This is a genomic window from Streptomyces sp. NPDC104831 (assembly GCF_055583025.1).
Genome location: NZ_JBVJOT010000006.1, coordinates 1 through 17,010 on the forward strand (window position 1 = coordinate 1; position 17,010 = coordinate 17,010).

At 71.6% G+C, this 17,010-nt stretch carries 12 protein-coding genes; 10 read left to right on the forward strand and 2 right to left on the reverse strand.

Features of this window, described 5'->3' with window-relative positions:
• Nucleotides 1-374 precede the first annotated feature (374 nt).
• The 5 genes from ACZ63H_RS05970 (at nt 375) to ACZ63H_RS05990 (ending at nt 7,311) form a co-directional block, all read left to right on the forward strand.
• Entirely contained in the window at nt 375-995 is a 621-nt protein-coding gene (locus tag ACZ63H_RS05970; protein ID WP_469862778.1) for an SRPBCC family protein, read from the forward strand.
• A gap of 37 nt (nt 996-1,032) precedes the next feature.
• Nucleotides 1,033-3,345, forward strand: a complete 2,313-nt coding sequence (locus ACZ63H_RS05975) for an FdhF/YdeP family oxidoreductase (protein ID WP_469862546.1) — start codon at nt 1,033-1,035, stop codon at nt 3,343-3,345.
• 631 nt (nt 3,346-3,976) lie between these two features.
• Nucleotides 3,977-5,287 carry a tetratricopeptide repeat protein gene (locus ACZ63H_RS05980; RefSeq protein ID WP_469862548.1) on the forward strand — a complete coding sequence of 437 codons (1,311 nt, stop codon included), beginning with the start codon at nt 3,977-3,979 and terminating at the stop codon, nt 5,285-5,287.
• A gap of 642 nt (nt 5,288-5,929) precedes the next feature.
• A complete protein-coding gene (gene hxlB, locus ACZ63H_RS05985) occupies nt 5,930-6,547 on the forward strand; it encodes a 6-phospho-3-hexuloisomerase (protein ID WP_469862549.1) in 618 nt (205 codons plus the stop codon).
• Nucleotides 6,548-6,561: 14 nt separating this feature from the next.
• A complete protein-coding gene (locus tag ACZ63H_RS05990) occupies nt 6,562-7,311 on the forward strand; it encodes a triose-phosphate isomerase (protein ID WP_469862551.1) in 750 nt (249 codons plus the stop codon).
• 490 nt (nt 7,312-7,801) lie between these two features.
• On the opposite strand, the gene ACZ63H_RS05995 is transcribed toward ACZ63H_RS05990, so the two are convergent.
• Nucleotides 7,802-7,981: a hypothetical protein gene (locus ACZ63H_RS05995; protein WP_469862553.1), complete on the reverse strand. Its 180-nt coding sequence runs from the start codon at nt 7,979-7,981 to the stop codon at nt 7,802-7,804.
• 536 nt (nt 7,982-8,517) lie between these two features.
• On the opposite strand from ACZ63H_RS05995, the gene ACZ63H_RS06000 reads away from it, so the two are divergent.
• The 5 genes from ACZ63H_RS06000 to ACZ63H_RS06020 all read left to right on the forward strand — a co-directional run bounded on the left by ACZ63H_RS06000 (nt 8,518) and on the right by ACZ63H_RS06020 (nt 15,776).
• The gene (locus ACZ63H_RS06000) at nt 8,518-9,171 is read left to right on the forward strand and encodes a hypothetical protein (protein WP_469862555.1); all 654 of its coding nucleotides are present in this window, start codon (nt 8,518-8,520) and stop codon (nt 9,169-9,171) included.
• A 74-nt stretch (nt 9,172-9,245) separates the two neighbouring features.
• Nucleotides 9,246-10,880 carry a glutamate-cysteine ligase family protein gene (locus ACZ63H_RS06005; RefSeq protein ID WP_469862556.1) on the forward strand — a complete coding sequence of 545 codons (1,635 nt, stop codon included), beginning with the start codon at nt 9,246-9,248 and terminating at the stop codon, nt 10,878-10,880.
• Nucleotides 10,877-12,613: a flavin monoamine oxidase family protein gene (locus ACZ63H_RS06010; RefSeq protein WP_469862558.1), complete on the forward strand. Its 1,737-nt coding sequence runs from the start codon at nt 10,877-10,879 to the stop codon at nt 12,611-12,613. Before ACZ63H_RS06005 ends, ACZ63H_RS06010 begins: the two co-directional genes overlap by 4 nt.
• 76 nt (nt 12,614-12,689) lie before the next feature.
• Nucleotides 12,690-14,639, forward strand: coding sequence for a metal-dependent hydrolase family protein (locus ACZ63H_RS06015; RefSeq protein WP_469862560.1), 1,950 nt, complete (start codon nt 12,690-12,692; stop codon nt 14,637-14,639).
• Nucleotides 14,640-14,696: 57 nt separating this feature from the next.
• Nucleotides 14,697-15,776: a threonine aldolase family protein gene (locus ACZ63H_RS06020; protein ID WP_469862562.1), complete on the forward strand. Its 1,080-nt coding sequence runs from the start codon at nt 14,697-14,699 to the stop codon at nt 15,774-15,776.
• A 38-nt stretch (nt 15,777-15,814) separates the two neighbouring features.
• Here the strand turns inward: ACZ63H_RS06020 and ACZ63H_RS06025 are convergent, their stop codons facing one another.
• Entirely contained in the window at nt 15,815-17,008 is a 1,194-nt protein-coding gene (locus ACZ63H_RS06025; RefSeq protein ID WP_469862564.1) for an acyl-CoA dehydrogenase family protein, read from the reverse strand.
• Nucleotides 17,009-17,010 lie beyond the last annotated feature (2 nt).

Below are 17,010 nucleotides of genomic sequence, written 5' to 3' on the forward strand. Positions count from 1 at the left end.
TGTGGGCAGGGGGGGGTTTCCAACGGCCAGGGGCGGCGGGGACGGGGGAAAGGAGGGAGGGACCCCGAGGGGACGGCGGAGCGGCGACCGGGGCCCGGTCGCCGCTCCGCCTACCGGGTCACGATGAGTGGCGGGCGGCCGCGTCCAGGGGTGAAGCTGGGAGGTGACCGTCGGCCACCTGGAGAAGTCCGTGATCAACGCCGCTACCACGCCCCGGGCGGACCCGCACCTTCCCGTGCTCGGGGCCGCCCGGTACGCCTGCGCGCTCGGGTGACTCGAATCCCGTGATCGGGGAACCGGAAGTGGTGCCCTGATCCATGAGGGGAGGGCCGGGTCTCCGGACGCCCGGCTCCCTCGCCGGAAGAAGGACCATGATGGTGCACGAAGACGATGGCGGGAAGGCCGTGCCGAACACCCCGGGCATGCGCTCCGACGGCGACGGCGTCAAGCGCCGCCGTCCGGTGCGCGAGTGGCACGTCGAGGAGAGGGCCGAGGTCGCGGTGCCGGTCCGCACGGCCTACAACCAGTGGACGCAGTTCAAGGCGTTCCCGCGCTTCTCGGCCGTGGTGCGCGACGTCGAGCAGGTCAGGCCCACCGTCACCGCGTGGACCATCGGCTACGGCCTGCTGCGCCACCGTTTCCCGGTCGAGATCGTGGAGCAGGACCCCGACGCCTACCTGGCCTGGCGCGGCCTGGGGCAGCACCCCACCCACGAGGGCGAGGTCGAGTTCAGGCCCACGGGGTCCGGCGGCACCGCGATCACGGTCCGGGTGCTCCTGCGGCCGCAGGGGGCCGCGAGGGTCCTCACCCGCACCCCCGGGGTCACGGGGCTGACCGCCCGGCTGGTGCGCGCCGAACTGGTCAACTTCAAGCACTTCATCGAAGGGCTCGGCCAGGAGGGCGGCGCCTGGCGCGGCACCATCCGCAACGGCCGCGTCCAGCACGACACCCCGGAACCGCCCAGGAGCCGTGTCGCCCAGTGGCCCGTCGGCTGACCCGCCCACCCGCACACGGCAAGAGAAAGGCCAAGCGATGCAGAACCCGCCCGGTCAGGAGCCGGAGACCTCCCTCTCCGTGACACCGCCGAAGAAGTGGGCGGCCGGGGTGCCCGCCGTCGTGCACGCGCTGGAGTACTCCCTGGAGCAGACCTCCCCGCGCAAGGCCGGGGTCGACCTGCTCACCATGAACCAGGTGGGCGGGATCGACTGCCCCGGCTGCGCCTGGGCCGACCCCGCCCCCGGCCGGCGCCATCGCAACGAGTACTGCGAGAACGGTGCCAAGCACATCAACGACGAGGCCACGACGCGCCGGATCACCGCCGACTTCTTCCGCGAGCACAGCGTGTCCGATCTGGCCGCCCGTTCCGACATGTGGCTCAACCAGCAGGGCCGGCTCACCGAGCCGATGATCAAACGACCCGGATCGGACCACTACGAGCCCATCGGCTGGAACGACGCCCTGGGCGTCCTCGCGCAGGAACTCGAAGGGCTGGACTCGCCCGACGAGGCGGTCTTCTACACTTCCGGCCGGGCCAGCAACGAGGCCGCCTTCGTCTTCCAGCTCTTCGCCCGGGCCCTGGGCACCAACAACCTGCCCGACTGCAGCAACATGTGCCACGAGTCCAGCGGCTTCGCCCTGAACGAGACGCTCGGTGTCGGCAAGGGCACCGTGAGCCTCGACGACCTCCACCACGCGGACCTGATCTTCCTGGTGGGGCAGAACCCGGGCAGCAACCACCCGCGGCAGCTCTCCGCACTGGAGGAGGCCAAGCGCAACGGCGGCCGCATCGTGGCGGTCAACCCGTTGCCGGAGGCGGGGCTGCGGCGCTTCAAGAACCCGCAGAAGCCGCGTGGGGTCGTGGGGCGGGGCACCCAGATCGCCGACCGCTTCCTGCACATCAAACCGGGCGGGGACCTCGCCCTGTTCCAGGCACTGAACCGGCTGCTGCTGGAGGCGGAGGACGCGCGTCCCGGCACCGTCCTGGACCACGACTTCATCAACGCCCACACCTCCGGCTTCGAGGACTTCGCCCGGCACGCCCGCACCGTCGACTGGGACGACGTGCACGCGGCGACGGGACTGACCCGCCAGGAGATCGAGAAGGTCCGCGACGAGGTCCTGCGCAGCGAACGCGTCGTCGTGTGCTGGGCGATGGGCATCACCCAGCACAAGCACGGCGTGCCCACCATCCGGGAGATCGTCAACTTCCTGATGCTGCGCGGCAACCTGGGGCGCGCGGGCACGGGCGCCTGTCCGGTGCGCGGCCACAGCAACGTCCAGGGCGACCGCACCATGGGCATCTGGGAGCAGATGCCGGACACCTTCCTGGACGCCCTGCAGGAGGAGTTCGGCTTCGACCCGCCGCGCCCGCACGGCCTGGACTCGGTGAACTCGATCAAGGCGATGCTGGAGGGCCGCGTCAAGGTCTTCCTCGCCCTGGCCGGGAACTTCGTGCGCGCGGCACCGGACAGCGAGGTCACCGAGAAGGCGATGCGTTCGTGCCGGCTGACCGCCCACATCTCCACCAAGCTCAACCGCTCGCACACCGTCTGCGGCGACACCGCCCTGATCCTGCCGACGCTGGGGCGCACCGAGCGTGACGTCCAGGCCGACGGCGAGCAGTTCGTCACCGTCGAGAACTCCATGAGCGAGGTGCACACCTCCCGAGGGCGGCTCGAACCGGCCTCGTCCATGCTGCTGAGCGAGGTCGCCATCCTGTGCCGGCTCGCCCGGCTGACCGTCGACGGCGTGGGGGACATCCCCTGGGCCAGGTTCGAGGGCGACTACAACACGATCCGCGACAGCATCTCCCGGATCGTGCCGGGCTTCCACGACTTCAACGCCCGGGTGACCCGTCCGGGAGGCTTCCAGCTGCCCAACCCGGTCAACGAGGGCGTGTTCAGGACCGAGACCGGCAAGGCGCGGTTCACCTGCAACGAGCGGGTGGTGCCCCTGGCTCCCCAGGGGCACCTGCTGCTGCAGACCCTGCGCTCGCACGACCAGTGGAACACCGTCCCGTACACCAACAACGACCGCTACCGCGGCATCCACGGCAGCCGCCACGTCGTCCTGGTCAATCCGGCCGACCTCTCCGAACTCGGCCTCGCCCAGGGCGACCGGGTGGACCTGGTGAGCGTCTGGGAGGACGGCACCGAGCGCCGGGCGGAGAACTTCGAGGTCGTGTCCTACCCGGCGGCCAAGGGCTCGGCAGCCGCCTACTACCCGGAGACGAACGTCCTGGTGCCGCTCGACAGCGTCGCCGACATGAGCAACCAGCCCACGTCGAAGGGCATCGTCGTCCGCCTGGAACCCACGGGCGACCGGAACCGGCCGGCTCCCGTCTGACCGGAACCGACGACGCCGCACCCCGGCGGGGCCCCGCGACAGCAGTGGGGCCCCGCCGGTGTGCATCGGGCAACTTCCACTCCAGATCGACGAGTTCGTGATGACGTCTCGCGACGCCGTGATCCACCACTCGGATCCTCAAAGCGGTCGTATCGCAATTCCCTGCGGATGAACGCCTGATGGCAGTGGATAAAGGCCATAGATTTCAAAGAATCGGTCAGTTGGAGCGTGAACAGGCGGCAAGTGGAAAAGACGGGTAGGTAAGGGGACGTACGAGCGGAAGGCCCGGACTTCTTCTGTCACGACGAGACTCTTTCCGGGCCCCGGCAGCCCATCGGGTGGTGTTCCGGCTGCCTGCCGAGCGGCGCGCGGTCGCGCGCACGGGGTGTGCACGCCCACGAGCGGGTGCTCGTCACACGGGGCAGTGTGCGTACTGCCCCGTCGGGGCCATTGGCACAGCCTGCACCGCGAGCACGATGGACAGCGCTCCGTCCCGTTCGGCCTCGGCAGGCGGACGGACCGCACGACGACAGGAGCACGTACCGACAGGCAGGCCGATGCGGAGGAGGGACGGGTGCCGCGCCGTCGCAGACGCAACGATGCGCTCGCGCAACTACTGGCTGAGGCGGACATGAGCGCCGCGGAACTGGCGAGGAGTGTCAACCGCCTCGCGGTCGGCGAGGGGAGGTCACTGCGGTATGACCGCACCGCGGTGGCCCATTGGCTCGGCGGCTCCCGACCCAGGGAACCGATACCCGAGCTGGTGGCCGAAGTACTGACGCGCCGAACGGGCCGCCCCGTCAGTCCCGTTGAGACGGGACTGGTCGGGAACGGCGACCGGGACGGAACCGGCGAGGCGGCGAGAGAACAGGGGGAGGAGGACTCCATCCGCGGTCTCGTCGCCTTGGCCAGGGCCGATGCCGATCCCGCCCGTCGCCCGAAGCTGCTGGGTCCGGTGTTCCGGGAACTGCCCCTGCCGGGCGGCGAACCGCCGTCCGCACGGCAGGACTCAGGCAGCGGCGCACGTCGCGGCAGGGTCGGTGACGCCGACATCGAGAGGGTCCAGTTCATGCTGGACCAGATGGCTGCCGACTGGTCCCGGTTCGGGGGCGCGCACGCCCGGGCACTGCCCGCCTCGTACCTCGGTGATGACGTCGGGCGACTGCTGACGAGACCGACACCGCCGATCGTACGACGCCGGCTTCTGTCGGTGACCGCGCAACTGGCGCACCTGTTGGGCGACATGTCGGCGGACGCGGGTCACCAGGCGCTGGCACAGCGCTACTACTACGCCGCGCTGGGAATCGCGGCCGAGAACGGGGATCCCCGAACCCGTGCCGTCACGCTCCGAGCGCTGAGTGTCCAGGCGGTCCGGTTGGGAGCCCTGCGCTACGCGGCCGACCTCGCCGACGCGGCGGTCGCCGCCACCGGCACCGGGGACAGCGACGACCTGCAGGCGTTCGTACTGGCCCAGCGGGCCCACGTACGGGCGCTCTCCGGCGAACGTCGCACCGCCTACCAGGACTTGGACACGGCCGAGAGGTGTCTGGGCCGGACCACGCCCTGCCCGGGGCTCTTCACCTCCTATCCGAGGGCCGGCTTGGCCTATCGGAGGGGACAGGTGCTCCATCGGCTCGGGGACACCCAAGCGGCCTTGGAGGCGCTGAGGTACGCGGCCGACGAACGCCCTGCCCACGAACGGCGCAGGAGGGCCCTCAGCCAGGCGCGCCTGGCGCTCGTCCTGCTCGACGTGGGCCGAGTCGACGAAGCCTGCGTCCACGGCCGGTACTTCACCGAGCAGTGCGCCCTGTTGCACTCCCAGCGATCCGCGCTGCTGGTCAAGGAGTTACGGGCAGGGCTGGTGCGCTTCCGGCGCGTTCCCGAGGCTGCTCGCCTGCTGAGCAGCCTCTCACACCTCGCCTCCCCGCCAGGCGCGCTCTGAGAACCGGACGAGCGGTGCGCGGGCGGCAGCCGGACGGACGCCGTTCAACACGTTCACGCATCCCTGTACGCCTGGAGGCGTGAGCAGCCTTCTCCCGGAGAATCGCAGGGCAGGGCCACCGGGTGAAGCGTGGTCCGGGAGAAGAGCTGATCGAAACGACGGAGAGGTGGTGCACGGCTGTGGACGATCCGCTGCACCGAAGAAGACACGTGACTTCCGTTGACCAGCCGGGGCAGGGGATCGTGGTGACGGATCCCGGGCACAGACGCCGACCGGCCGAACGCCGTCGACGTCCGCCCCTTCCTCTTCCGGAGACGGCAGCGGTCCAGGCCGCCGGGGATCCGGAGTGAACCGATGTCCGGCGGCGTAGGCGCGGAGCCGGCACCAGGCTCCACGGGGCGGGCCCGATCGTCGTCGTACACGCGCGTCATGGCCCACCGGCTCCGGGAAGCCCGGACGCGCGAACCCCTCACCGCACCCCCCGAACTCCTGGCCGTGGCACGCCCGGAAGGCACGTCTTTCCGCCCGGCCCCGCGCGCCGGCGCGGAAGCCGCGCCTCGGGACTCCCGGCTTCCCCGCCGCTCATCGGCTGGACAGGAGTCAGCAAACAGTGCCCATCGGTCTGAACAGGATTGACACCACATGGTCGACCAGGACAAGTCTGCCGAAACCCACGTACCCCCTGCCGAGGTGGCCGTGGGCGTCGACGGTCCCTACGCCTCGGCCCGGCGCGTCATCGTGCGGGAACTCGATGCCCTGCTCTCCCACGTCGACGATCAGGTCTCCGCCGCCCTGGTCGCCTCCCTCCGCGACGCCGGGAGGATCTTCGTCGCGGGAGCCGGCCGTTCCAAGCTCTCCGCGGAGGGGTTCGCGATGCGTCTGACACACCTGGGGATGCACGCCCACGCCGTCGGTGACGTCACCACTCCCGCCATCGGCCCCGGTGATCTGCTCCTGGTGTGCAGCGGGTCGGGTGAGACCCCGACGTCGGTGCTGATGGCGGAGAACGCCGCCGGTGCGGGAGCCCGGATCGTCGCGGTGACGGCGAACGCCGGCTCGCGGCTGGCCCGGCAGGCCGATCTGGTGGTCCACCTGGGCGAGTACAGCCAGGACCACGAACCCGGCCGATCGGTCCAGTTCGTCGGCACCCTCTTCGAACAGGGCGCCCTGCTGTTCTTCGACTCCCTGATCCTCGCCTACGAGCGGCTGCACGAGGTCGACCCGCAGGACATGCTCGCCTTCCACACCAACCTCGAGTAGGAACAGGAACGCATATGGCCACGCCCGTCTCGCTGACCAGCACGAAGATGAACCTCGGTCTGCGGCGGACCGAGGCATGGATCGACGGCGTCCTCTTGCCCAGGGCCGACGCCCTGGGACGGCTCCGCTTCTGCGTCTGCCTGCCCCACCCGCTCCTCCCCCTCGGCGTACGCCGCATCCAGGGAACCGGCATGACCATCGGAGCCCAGAACGTGTGGTGGGAGGCCGGAGCGATCACCGGAGAGGTCTCCGCCGACCTGCTGGCCGAGATCGGCTGCACGCACGTCATGGTCGGACACGCCGAGCGACGCCACCTGTTCGCCGAGGACGACCTGCTTGTCGGCCGCAAGGCACGGGCGGCCTCGCTCGCCGGGCTGACTCCGGTGATCTGTGTCGGTGAGAACGAGCGTCTTGGCCCTGCCGAGACCGTGGCCCACGTCCGCCGGCAGGCGTCGACCGCCCTGAACCTCCTTCCCGCCGGCGCCGCGGCCACCGTTCTCTACGAACCCGTCTGGGCCATCGGCTCCGAGAGGGGCGCCGGACCCCATCAGGCCGCCGGCGTACTGGACGCCCTGCGTCACGCGGCATCCGGCCGCGTCGCCCTCACCCTGATCTACGGCGGCGCCGTCACCCCGGGCACCTACTCCGCCCTGCGCCGGCTGGCCCCGTGGGACGGAGTGGCACTGGGCAGGGCCGCCCAGGACGCCGCGATGCTCGACGACATGCTCGCCGAACTCCTGGAGCCGGCACCGCGAGAGCCGTGAACGGAAGACGACCGTGGGGGCACGGACAGCCGAGGAGTGGGCCGGGGGACACAGGCCCGACGAAGGAGGCGTACGTGTGACAACGTGCGCTCCGGGCCACCGAGTCCGGACTCCCCCTCCGCAGGGGTGCACCGACCCGCCTTCCCGGCAGACCCGCCTGCGGGCTCTTGCGGGCGAACGCCACACCGCCCCGGGCACCCGCCGGTACGGCACCGGCCGCGCCCGCATCTCCCGCAGCCCGACAGCAAAGCGGTGGGAACGCGGGGACCTGCCGCAGCGGTTCGCGGCGCCCGCCCGCCCGCCCGCCCGCCCGCACGACGCCCGGTCCCTGACTGCGCTTCGGGGGAACTCCGCCGTGGCACGCGCGGGACGACCCGGACGAGTGGACCGGTAGGGCGTACCGACGCGTGACCCGCCGGCGCCGGAGGTCACCGGACCGCGCCCGACGCGGCGTCGTCCGCCGACGACGGTTCGAGGCGGAGCACACGGATCACGCGGACCCGCCGGAGCCGGCCACCGCTTCGCCTTCCGCGTCCGACACCGCCCGCACCCCGCAGGGTTGCCGCTGTCCGGTCGCGGGCGGGCCGGCCTTCGCGCGGGGGCACGCCCGTTCCGTTGCGGCGGCACGCAGGGCGAGACCGGCGACATGGTCGAAGAGCGGATCGTTCATGGGACCACCCTGTGATCGCGGACGAGTGGACGCACGGCGGGGAGGCCGTCCGAGTGAGGGGACGCGCGGGGACCGATGCGGGCCGCCGTTCAACGCGTTCACGCTTCACCGGCACCGGGCGGGTGTGCACCACGCGCACCCGGGGAGCCGGTACAGGGCCCGAGGGAGTGCCGCCCGGCACTCCGTGAGGTGCCGGGAGCCGAGTGCGGCGCGGGTGACGCGTCGACACCTCCGAAGGGACACGGCGGTGTCCTGCCACCGGCGTGACGGAGCGTCCAGAACGGAGCACCAGCCATGACCACGGAACACACGTGAACGGCGCGGGACATGCGGGAGCGGGGCCCGGCGGCGCGCACCGCTCCCGCCGGACGGCGGCCGGGCGACGAGGTGTACGGACCGCCACCCGGCACTCCGGCGCGGCCGCGGCCCGTCGCGGCCCCACCGGTCCGCGCACCCGGCCCGGACGGTCGGCGCCGTGCCTGACGCGACCGGCGCCCGTCCCGACATGCCATCTGCCGATCCGAGGAGTCCCCTCCATGCCTGCCACCGAGTTCATCGACACCGTGGGGATCAACCTCCCCGAGCATCTCAGCGCCAACGAGTTCCTCTCCCTCGCCCGCGAGGGGATGATCGAGGCGAAGCACCTGCGGAGCTTCGCCCTCGCCGAGTTCCAGTCACAGGAAGCCGAGTTCACGGCGTACGGCCTGTTGCTGGCCCGCTATTCGCATGAGGTGCCCGGCGGCTTCTTCTCCTTCGTCGCACACGAGTTGATGCGGGCCCGGCACCGGATGGTGAGCGGCCTCGCGCCCGCGCTGGGCCTCTCGCCCGACGAGATGCGCCGTGCTCCTCGCCTGGAACCGGTGCGCCGCTTCACCGAGTTCATCTCCTGGGTCGCTCTGCACGCCGGAGCGGCGGAAGCGGCCCTCGTGGCACGCACCGACTTCACCCTGTGGTGCAACACCTGTGCCGTTCTGGCCGACGTGCTGGGCGAGGCGGAGCAGGTTCCCGAGGCCGCGGTCGAGTACATCGGCGCCTATCGCGAGAACCCTCCCGAGGTGGCGGACGGCGTCCTGGAGGTCATCGAGTACGGCAGGGCGCGCGACGAACCGGACGAGTGGATCACTCGCAGTGCGGTGCGGATGGAGCCGGCGCTGCGGTCCTGGTGGCGGGCGGTCGCCACGGCCGAATGAGGGCCGCGGGGACGAGTGCGACCGGGTGAGGTCAGGTACGGGAGGAAGTGGATATGGGCCGCGAGGTCGGACGAGTGGCATTCACGGAAGAGGAGTACGCACGGTTCCGCGTGCGCCTGGCGCATTGCCTCGCCGCGTTGGAGAAGCTGGTGGCCCGGCCCGGATTCGGGCAGGTGCCGAGCACGTTGGGCGCGGAACTGGAGCTGTCGCTGGTCGGGCCGGACGGCCGTCCCGCCCCGGTGAACGCGGCCGTCCGCGAGGGACTGGGTGACGACGGTCTCGCCCTGGAAGTGGCCCGTTTCAACCTCGAAGCCAACCTGGAGCCGGTTTCCCTGCGGGGGCGTCCGTTCACGGAGCTGGCCGCGCAGGCATCCCGGGCGCTGGCGCGGATCACCGCGTGGTCACTGCCGCGCTACGGCGCCCGGGCGGTACCGATCGGGACGCTGCCCACGCTGACACCGGCCGACCTCTCGGCACGGGCGCTGACGGATCTGCCGCGCTACCACGCGCTGGAACGCGCCTGGGCCCGGCGGCGCCCCGCGCCGTTCCCGCTGTGCGTGGGGGAGGGCGACCAGGGACTGCTGCGGGCCGAGTCCGTGGCGGTCCAGGGCGCGGCCTGTTCCTGGCAGGTGCACCTGACAGTGGCCCCGGACCTCTTCTGCCCCATGTACAACGCCGCCCAGCTCGCCACCGGACCGGCTCTGGCCGCCGCGGGGAATTCGCCCTTCCCGCTGGGCCGGCGCGGCTGGCAGGAGGCCCGCATCGCGGTGTACGAACAGGGCTTCGGGGAGCGTGGCGCCGGCCGTCGCGGGACTTCACGACCGCGGGTCGGTTTCGGGCACGCGTGGCTGAGAGACGGTCCTCTCGCGGCGTTCGAGGAAACCGTGCGCGGCTACGACGTCCTGCTGCCGGCGGCGTCCTCGTCCGGGGACGACGAGGTCTCGCCGAACGGTTGCCCGTCGCTGGAGGAACTGCGCCTGCACGTGAGCACCGTGTGGCCGTGGAACCGGCCGGTGTACGACCCGCTCGGGCACCTGCGGATCGAATTCAGGGCACTCCCCTCCGGCCCGACCTCGCTGGACATGGCGGCGAACACGGCGTTCCTGGTCGGTCTCACCCTGTCCCTGACCGCCGAGGGCCGCGACGTGGCGCGGGAGCTGCCGTTCGCCCACGCCAGGGAGAACTTCTACCGGGCCGCGCGTGACGGCCTGCGGGCGAGCTTGTGGTGGCCCGCACCCGGCTCCGCGCCCCGGAGGCACGAGGCCGGCGCCCTGGTCGAAGAGCTGCTGCCGCAGGCACGGGAGGGACTGGTCGCGGCCGGGGTGGACGCCGCCGAGGCGGATACCGTACTGGACCTGCTGGGCCGTCGGACGGCGTCGGGCCGTACCGGGGCGTGGTGGCAGCAGCGGACGCTGGAGGCGTTGAGCCGACGATCTGGGCGCGCGGGAAGCGCGGACCCGGAGACGACCGGCCCCGGTGCCACGGCACCGGAACGAGGCGTGATCCCGCCGGCACCGGAAGGCGTCACCGGGACAGGGACGGCCGGCCGAGCCGGGCGGACCGCTGACGGGGGCGCACGCGTCGACGGTGCCGGCCGGCCCGACCCGCTCCTGGAGGAGCTGACGGTGCGCTACGCGCAGCTCGCCGAGGGCGCCCGCCCCGTGCACACCTGGAACCTCCCCACCCCTTCCCGACGGAGTCAGCGATGAGCCCCAGCGCACCCCCGCCCGCCAGCGACTTGCAGGTCGACTTCCCCTTCGACTACGCCGCGCACGTCGGTGGCGGCCGGCGCATGGGGCGGCTGCCCGAGAGGACCGCGGGTGCGCGCGTCGCCGTGATCGGAGCGGGCGGCAGCGGACTGGCAGCCGCCTATGAGCTGCTGCGGGCGGGCTGCCGGCCCGTCGTGTACGAGGCCGAACGGAGCCAGGACGGACCAGGGGGCCGCCGTCTGGGCGGCCGCATGTACAGCCGGCGACTCGACGAGGCGGACAGCGCCGTCGTGGAACTGGGCTGTCTGCGGTTTCCCGAATCCGCACGGCTGCTGCGCCAGTACGCCCACACGTTCGGCGTACGGCTGGAGCCCTTCCGTGACAACTACGCGGCTCCCACGCCGTTGACCGTGCTCGACGTCGACGGACGGCAGTACCCGGCGGGGAGCCTGGAAGACCTGTGCGGCCTCCACGGGGAGTTCCGCGAGGCGTACACGCGCTGGCAGCGGGCGCTTGCCCGCATCGGTTTCCTCCAGATCCAGCGAGACGTCGCCGCCCGCGACCTCACCGCGGTGCGCCGCCGCTGGCGCACGGTGCTGACCAGGTTCGAGATGTGGTCCTTCTACCGCTTCCTGCGCGACCCGGAGGGCGCCGGTCTGAGCCATGACCAGGCACGGCTGCTGGGCACCGCCGGGATAGGGCCCGCGGCCTGGGACTCCTTCTTCGAGCTCAGCGTGATAGAGGTCCTGCGCCTGCTGTTGTGCACCGAAGGAAGCACTCTGCTGTACGCGCCGGACGGCATCAGCCGGCTGGCCGAGGGCTTCTGGGCGCACCGCACGACGGGCCCCGACGGGCGCGCCCACAGCCTGGAAGCCGCCAACGAGGGCGCATTGCGCCCCGCGGTGCGCGCCATCGACGTCGAACCGGACGCGTCCCGCGGGGTCGTGGTGCACAGCGAGGACGGGCGCAGCGAACACTACGCGGCCGCCGTGTTCACCCCCCAGCTGCGTCTGCTGGAGACCGGCGTGGAGGTGCGCTCCACCGTCGCCCACACCCCCGCGCTCGGCCCGCGCCTGTGGCGGGCCATCCGCCGGTTGCACTACTGGCAGTCCTCCAAGACCGCGCTCGTGGTGGACAGCCCCTTCTGGGAGGGGACGTCCATGGACGGGGTCACCCTCACCGACCGGCTGCCGAGGGCCGTCTACACCCTGGACTACGGCCCCCCGCGCGGACCCGGGGGCCGGCGCGGTGTGCTGGACCTCAGCTTCACCTGGGCGCAGGACGCCATGAAGGTGGCGCCCTCCGCCCTGGAGGAACGCATCGCCCTCTTCCTGCGCGATCTCGCCGCCATCCACCCGCGGGTGGCGGACGAGCTGCGCGCCCGCACAGACACGGCTGCGACGGTCACGGTGTCGTGGGAGAACGAACGGAACTTCCGCGGTCTGAACCGTTTCTCGTGTCCCGGTGATCACCACTACCAACGCGACCTGTTCGCCCACTTCATGAAGGACTTCAGCGGCGCGGCGGCCGTACCCGGGGAGACACCGAACGCCCTCTTCCTGGCCGGTGACGACACCTCGTGGTCTCCGGGCTGGCTCGACCACGCGCTCGCGTCCGGCCTGAACGCCGCCTGGGGGGTCCTGCGGCAGCTCGGTGCCCGGCCCGAGCCGGGCAATCCCGGGCCCGGAGACCTGTGGGAGGACCCCCGGTACACACCGCTCACCGTGTCCTGACCCAGAACACCGCAGGCCCTCAAGGCGCCCCGGCCCCCGCCCGACCCGCCCCCGCACCGCCGCTCTGGAGGTATCCATGCACCCATCCCCTGGCAGAGACCTGCTCCTGCGACCCGACCGAGTGTGGGACGCGGTCGCGGACGCACCGGTGGACGGCCTGTCCGTCCTCGTGCACGACGGCCGGATCGCCGAGATCGGACACGGCCTTCCGGCCGGTCCGGAGACGGACATCGTCGAGATGCCCGGCTGCACCCTCCTGCCCGGGTTCATCGACTGCCACGTCCACCTCCTGGACGAAGCCGCGGAGACGGCACCCGCCGCCTACCAGACCCTCACCGCGGTGCCCGTCCTGCGCGCCCTGCTGCACCGCGGCTTCACCACCGTGCGGGACCTGGGCGGTGCCCACCTGCCGCTCAACGTGTCCTTGCGCCGGGCGGTCGAGGACGGCCTCATCGAGGGACCCCGCATCCTGGCGGCGCCCAACATCCTGTCGCCCCCCGGAGGCCACGGGGACAAACAGCCCGACCTCGCCCTGCGGTACGGGCACCGGATCGGCACGCTGGCCGAAGGCGTCGAAGGGCTGCGCCGCGCCGTGCGCGAGCAGTCCCGGGCCGGCGCCGACTGGATCAAGTTCGCGGGCGGTGGCGGGTTCTCCTCACCCGTGGACAGCCCCACCAGTACCGCGTACTCGAGCACGGAGATGCGCGCCATCGTCTCCACCGCCGACGATCTGGGACTTCCCTGCGCGGCGCACCTCTTCACCGACCGTGCCATCCTGCGCGCCGTCGAGGCCGGGGTGCGCAGTGTGGAACACGGCTGCTTCGCCTCCCCGTCGACCTACCAGGTCATGGAGGAGGCCGGGGTGTTCCTGGTGCCGACCCACTACGCCCAGACGAACTTCCTCGACCGGCTCGACGACGACGACTTCTGGGACAGCTCCACGGCGGTCGTCCGCGCGAACTACCGGGAACACGCCGAGGCACTGCGCGAAGGACTGCTGCGTCCCGCCCGGACGAACGTGAAGACCGCCTTCGGCACCGACGCGGGGATGTTCCCCCACGCCGAGAACTGGCGTGAGTTCCCCACCCTGGTCGCCCACGGATACACCCCCCTGCGTGCCCTGAGGGCGGCCACCTGCGTCGCCGCGGACCTTCTGGGCCGCCCCGACCTGGGCACCATCACCCCCGGCGCCACTGCCGACCTCGTCGCCCTCGAAGGCGACCCCTTCCACGACATCACCGCCACCGGCCGCAGCCGGTACGTCTTCCAGCGGGGGCGGTCGATCACCGGATCAGCCGCCCCCGTCCGGGTGGCGCCGCGTTCGGCGGCGCCACGCCCCTCACCCTCACCTCTGCGATCGAACACGGGAGATCACATGAAGGCCGAACAGCTCGTCGAAGCGATGAAACCGGACGTCGAACGGTTCGTCAGCGGCAACCGGCTCGTCGAACTCGCCCGGACCGGTGAGATCGACACCGACCACTTCAAGCGCATCGTGCTCGCCGAGTACCAGTGCCAGGAAGCCGAACTCTCCACGTACGCACTGCTGGTGTCCCGGCACCGCCACGAGATTCCGGCCACCCTGTTCTCCTTCGTCCTGCACACCATCGCCACCGCTCGCGCACTGCTGCGCGAAGCCGCCCCGTCCGTCGGCCTCACCGGTGGTGACGTACCGCCGGTACCGGTCGACCAGGGCCTCTTCCGGGTCGTGCGCGACCTCACCTGGATGGGCACCCAGGCAGGCCCCGCCGAAGCCGCCCTCTACCTCCACACGGACCTCTCCACCTGGTGCACCCTCTTCTCCGGCCTCGTCTCCGCCGCACGCCGGCTGCCGGACGCCCCCCGCCCCGTGCTCACCTACATGGAGAGCTGGGGCGACCGGCCGCCGCCCGAGGTCGCGGAGGGGACCCTCAAGGTGCTCGAGTACGGCCTGGCCCGGGGAGAGGAACCGGACCGCATCCTCCACACCGCCCGGCAGCTGGGGGAGATCGTCGAACCGTACTGGTCCTATGTCGCCGGGGGTTGAAGGGAGCGGACACCGTCGCGGGCACGGCCTCGGAAGGCCGCGGTGACGGAGCGTTGGATGCCGTTCACGCTGCCCGTCGGCGCCGCCGTCCGGCGCCACGACCCCGGACGGCGGGATTTCACCAGCGACAACTGCTCAGGTGCCCATCCGGAGATCCTCTCCGCGCTCCACGTGGCCAACGGCGGCCACCAGCAGGCCTACGGTACGGACTGCTACACGGCTCACATGGAGGACACCTTCCGCCGTCACTTCGGGCCCGACGCGGAGGCGTTCGCCGTCTTCAACGGGACCGGAGCCAACGTCATCGCGCTGCAGGCCGTCACCAGTCGCTGGGGAGCGGTGATCTGCGCCGAGCAGGCCCACCTGAACGAGGACGAGGGGGGCGCCCCGGAGCACATGGCAGGGCTGAAGCTGCTCGGGACGCCCTGCGCGGACGGCAAACTGAGCCCGGAACTGATCGACCGGGCGGTGGCAAAGGCGAGCGGCGTGCACTCCGCTCCGCCCCGGACCCTTTCCCTGGCCCAGGCCACGGAGCTGGGCACCTGCTACACCCCCGCGGAGATCCGCGACCTGACCGCCCGCGCGCACGCCCACGGCCTGGCCGTGCACATGGACGGCGCACGCCTCGCGAACGCGGCCGTGTCCCTGGGAGTCCCCCTGTCCGCCTGCACGACGGACGCGGGGGTCGACATCCTCTCCTTCGGCGGCACGAAGAACGGCCTGCTGTTCGGGGAATGCGTGGTGGTCCTGGACCCGTCCCGTGTCTCGGGCATGCCGTATCTGCGCAAACGCTCCGCCCAGCTCGCCTCCAAGATGCGTTTCCTCTCCGTCCAGTTCGAGGCGCTCCTCGACGGGGACCTGTGGAAGCGCAACGCGGGGCGCGCGAACGCCATGGCCACACGGCTGAGCGTCCTCCTGTCACGGATCAAGGGAGTGACGGTCAGCCGTCCCGTCGAGGCCAACGCGGTGTTCGCGACGCTGCCTCACGTGGCCCGCGCCCGTCTTTCGGACCGGTACACGCTGTACCTCAACGACGAAAGCCGAGGCGAGGTACGGCTGGTGTGCTCCTACGACACCACGGAAGGAGACGTCGACGACTTCGCCGCCGCCGCCGAGGCGGCGGTCGGACCGGCCTGAGCCGACCACTCCCGACCGGCCGGGACGGCCGGCCGGGGTCAGTGGTGGAACGCCAGGAGCCCGGCGATGCCGTTGCGCTGGATCTCGGACGTGCCGGTGAGGATCCGGAACATGCGGACCTTGCGGAAGAGGTACTCGATCTCGTTGCCCTGGGTCAGGCCCTCCTTGCCGTGGATCTGTACGGCCTCGTCGAGGATGCGGAAGGCGGACTCGGCGACGAACAGCTTGCACATGAACGCCTCCGCGGTCACCTCGCGCCCCTCGTCCAGCGCCGCCAGCGCGGCGTACGTCATGGAACGCGCGGCGTAGAAGTCGGTGGCCATGTCGGCGACCTTGTGCTGGATGGCCTGGAGCATGAGCAGGGGCTTGCCGGAGACCTGACGGGTGCGGGCGCGGTCCAGGGTGAGCTGGAGGGCGCGGCGGGTGGCGCCGAGCACGGTCGGGCAGTGCAGCAGGCGGTTGGTGGTGACCCTGCCGAGCGCGAGGCGCATGCCGTTGCCCTCCTCGCCCAGGAGGTTGGCGGCGGGGACGTGGCAGTCCTCCAGGACGATGTCGCTCTCGATGTGCTCGCCGGACATCGGTGTCGCCCCGTCCTCGACCCGGCAGCCGGGGCTGTCCAGGTCCACGAGGAAGGCGGAGAACCTCGGTTTGTCGCGCTCGCGTTCGCCGGTGCCGGCCATACGGGCCACCACGATCGCGAAGTCGGCGAAGGGGCCGGCGGAGGAGAAGACCTTGTGTCCGGTCAGCCGGTAGCCGTCGCCGTCGCGTACGGCGACGGTGCGCATGGAGCGGACGTCGGAACCGGCGTCGGTCTCGGTGAGGGAGAAGCAGCAGGCCCGCTCGCCCCGGACGAGCGGGAGCAGGTAGGTGTCCAACTGGTGTGGGGTGGCGTGCCGGAGGATGTCACCGGCCCGCAGGGGACCGCCCATGTCGCCGAGCACACTGTGCGCGAGGACGCGCCCGCTCGCGCCGAGTTCCTCTTTCAGCGCGGCGAGTTGGGAGTGACTGAGGTTCTGGCCGCCGTACTCCTCGGGCAGGTGGATGCCGTAGAAGCCGAGTTCGCGGCTGCGGCGCCAGACCGGTTCGAGGTCGGCGCGGGTGAGGCGGGTGGCCCGGGTGATGCCGTGCTCGCGTTCGTGGTCGGCGAGTTCGCCGTCGAGGTAGTCGCGCAGACGGTCCACCAGTCCGGCGGTTCGTGCGTCGGTGTAGGTGGGACGCAGGGAGAAGGTCACCG

Bases quoted from the DNA above. Each gene is read 5' to 3' on its own strand.
- ACZ63H_RS05970 (WP_469862778.1), top strand. From the start codon at position 375: ATGGTGCACGAAGACGATGGCGGGAAGGCCGTGCCGAACACCCCGGGC.
- ACZ63H_RS05975 (WP_469862546.1), top strand. From the start codon at position 1,033: ATGCAGAACCCGCCCGGTCAGGAGCCGGAGACCTCCCTCTCCGTGACA.
- ACZ63H_RS05980 (WP_469862548.1), top strand. From the start codon at position 3,977: ATGAGCGCCGCGGAACTGGCGAGGAGTGTCAACCGCCTCGCGGTCGGC.
- hxlB (WP_469862549.1), top strand. From the start codon at position 5,930: ATGGTCGACCAGGACAAGTCTGCCGAAACCCACGTACCCCCTGCCGAG.
- ACZ63H_RS05990 (WP_469862551.1), top strand. From the start codon at position 6,562: ATGGCCACGCCCGTCTCGCTGACCAGCACGAAGATGAACCTCGGTCTG.
- ACZ63H_RS05995 (WP_469862553.1), bottom strand. From the start codon at position 7,981: ATGAACGATCCGCTCTTCGACCATGTCGCCGGTCTCGCCCTGCGTGCC.
- ACZ63H_RS06000 (WP_469862555.1), top strand. From the start codon at position 8,518: ATGCCTGCCACCGAGTTCATCGACACCGTGGGGATCAACCTCCCCGAG.
- ACZ63H_RS06010 (WP_469862558.1), top strand. From the start codon at position 10,877: ATGAGCCCCAGCGCACCCCCGCCCGCCAGCGACTTGCAGGTCGACTTC.
- ACZ63H_RS06015 (WP_469862560.1), top strand. From the start codon at position 12,690: ATGCACCCATCCCCTGGCAGAGACCTGCTCCTGCGACCCGACCGAGTG.
- ACZ63H_RS06020 (WP_469862562.1), top strand. From the start codon at position 14,697: ATGCCGTTCACGCTGCCCGTCGGCGCCGCCGTCCGGCGCCACGACCCC.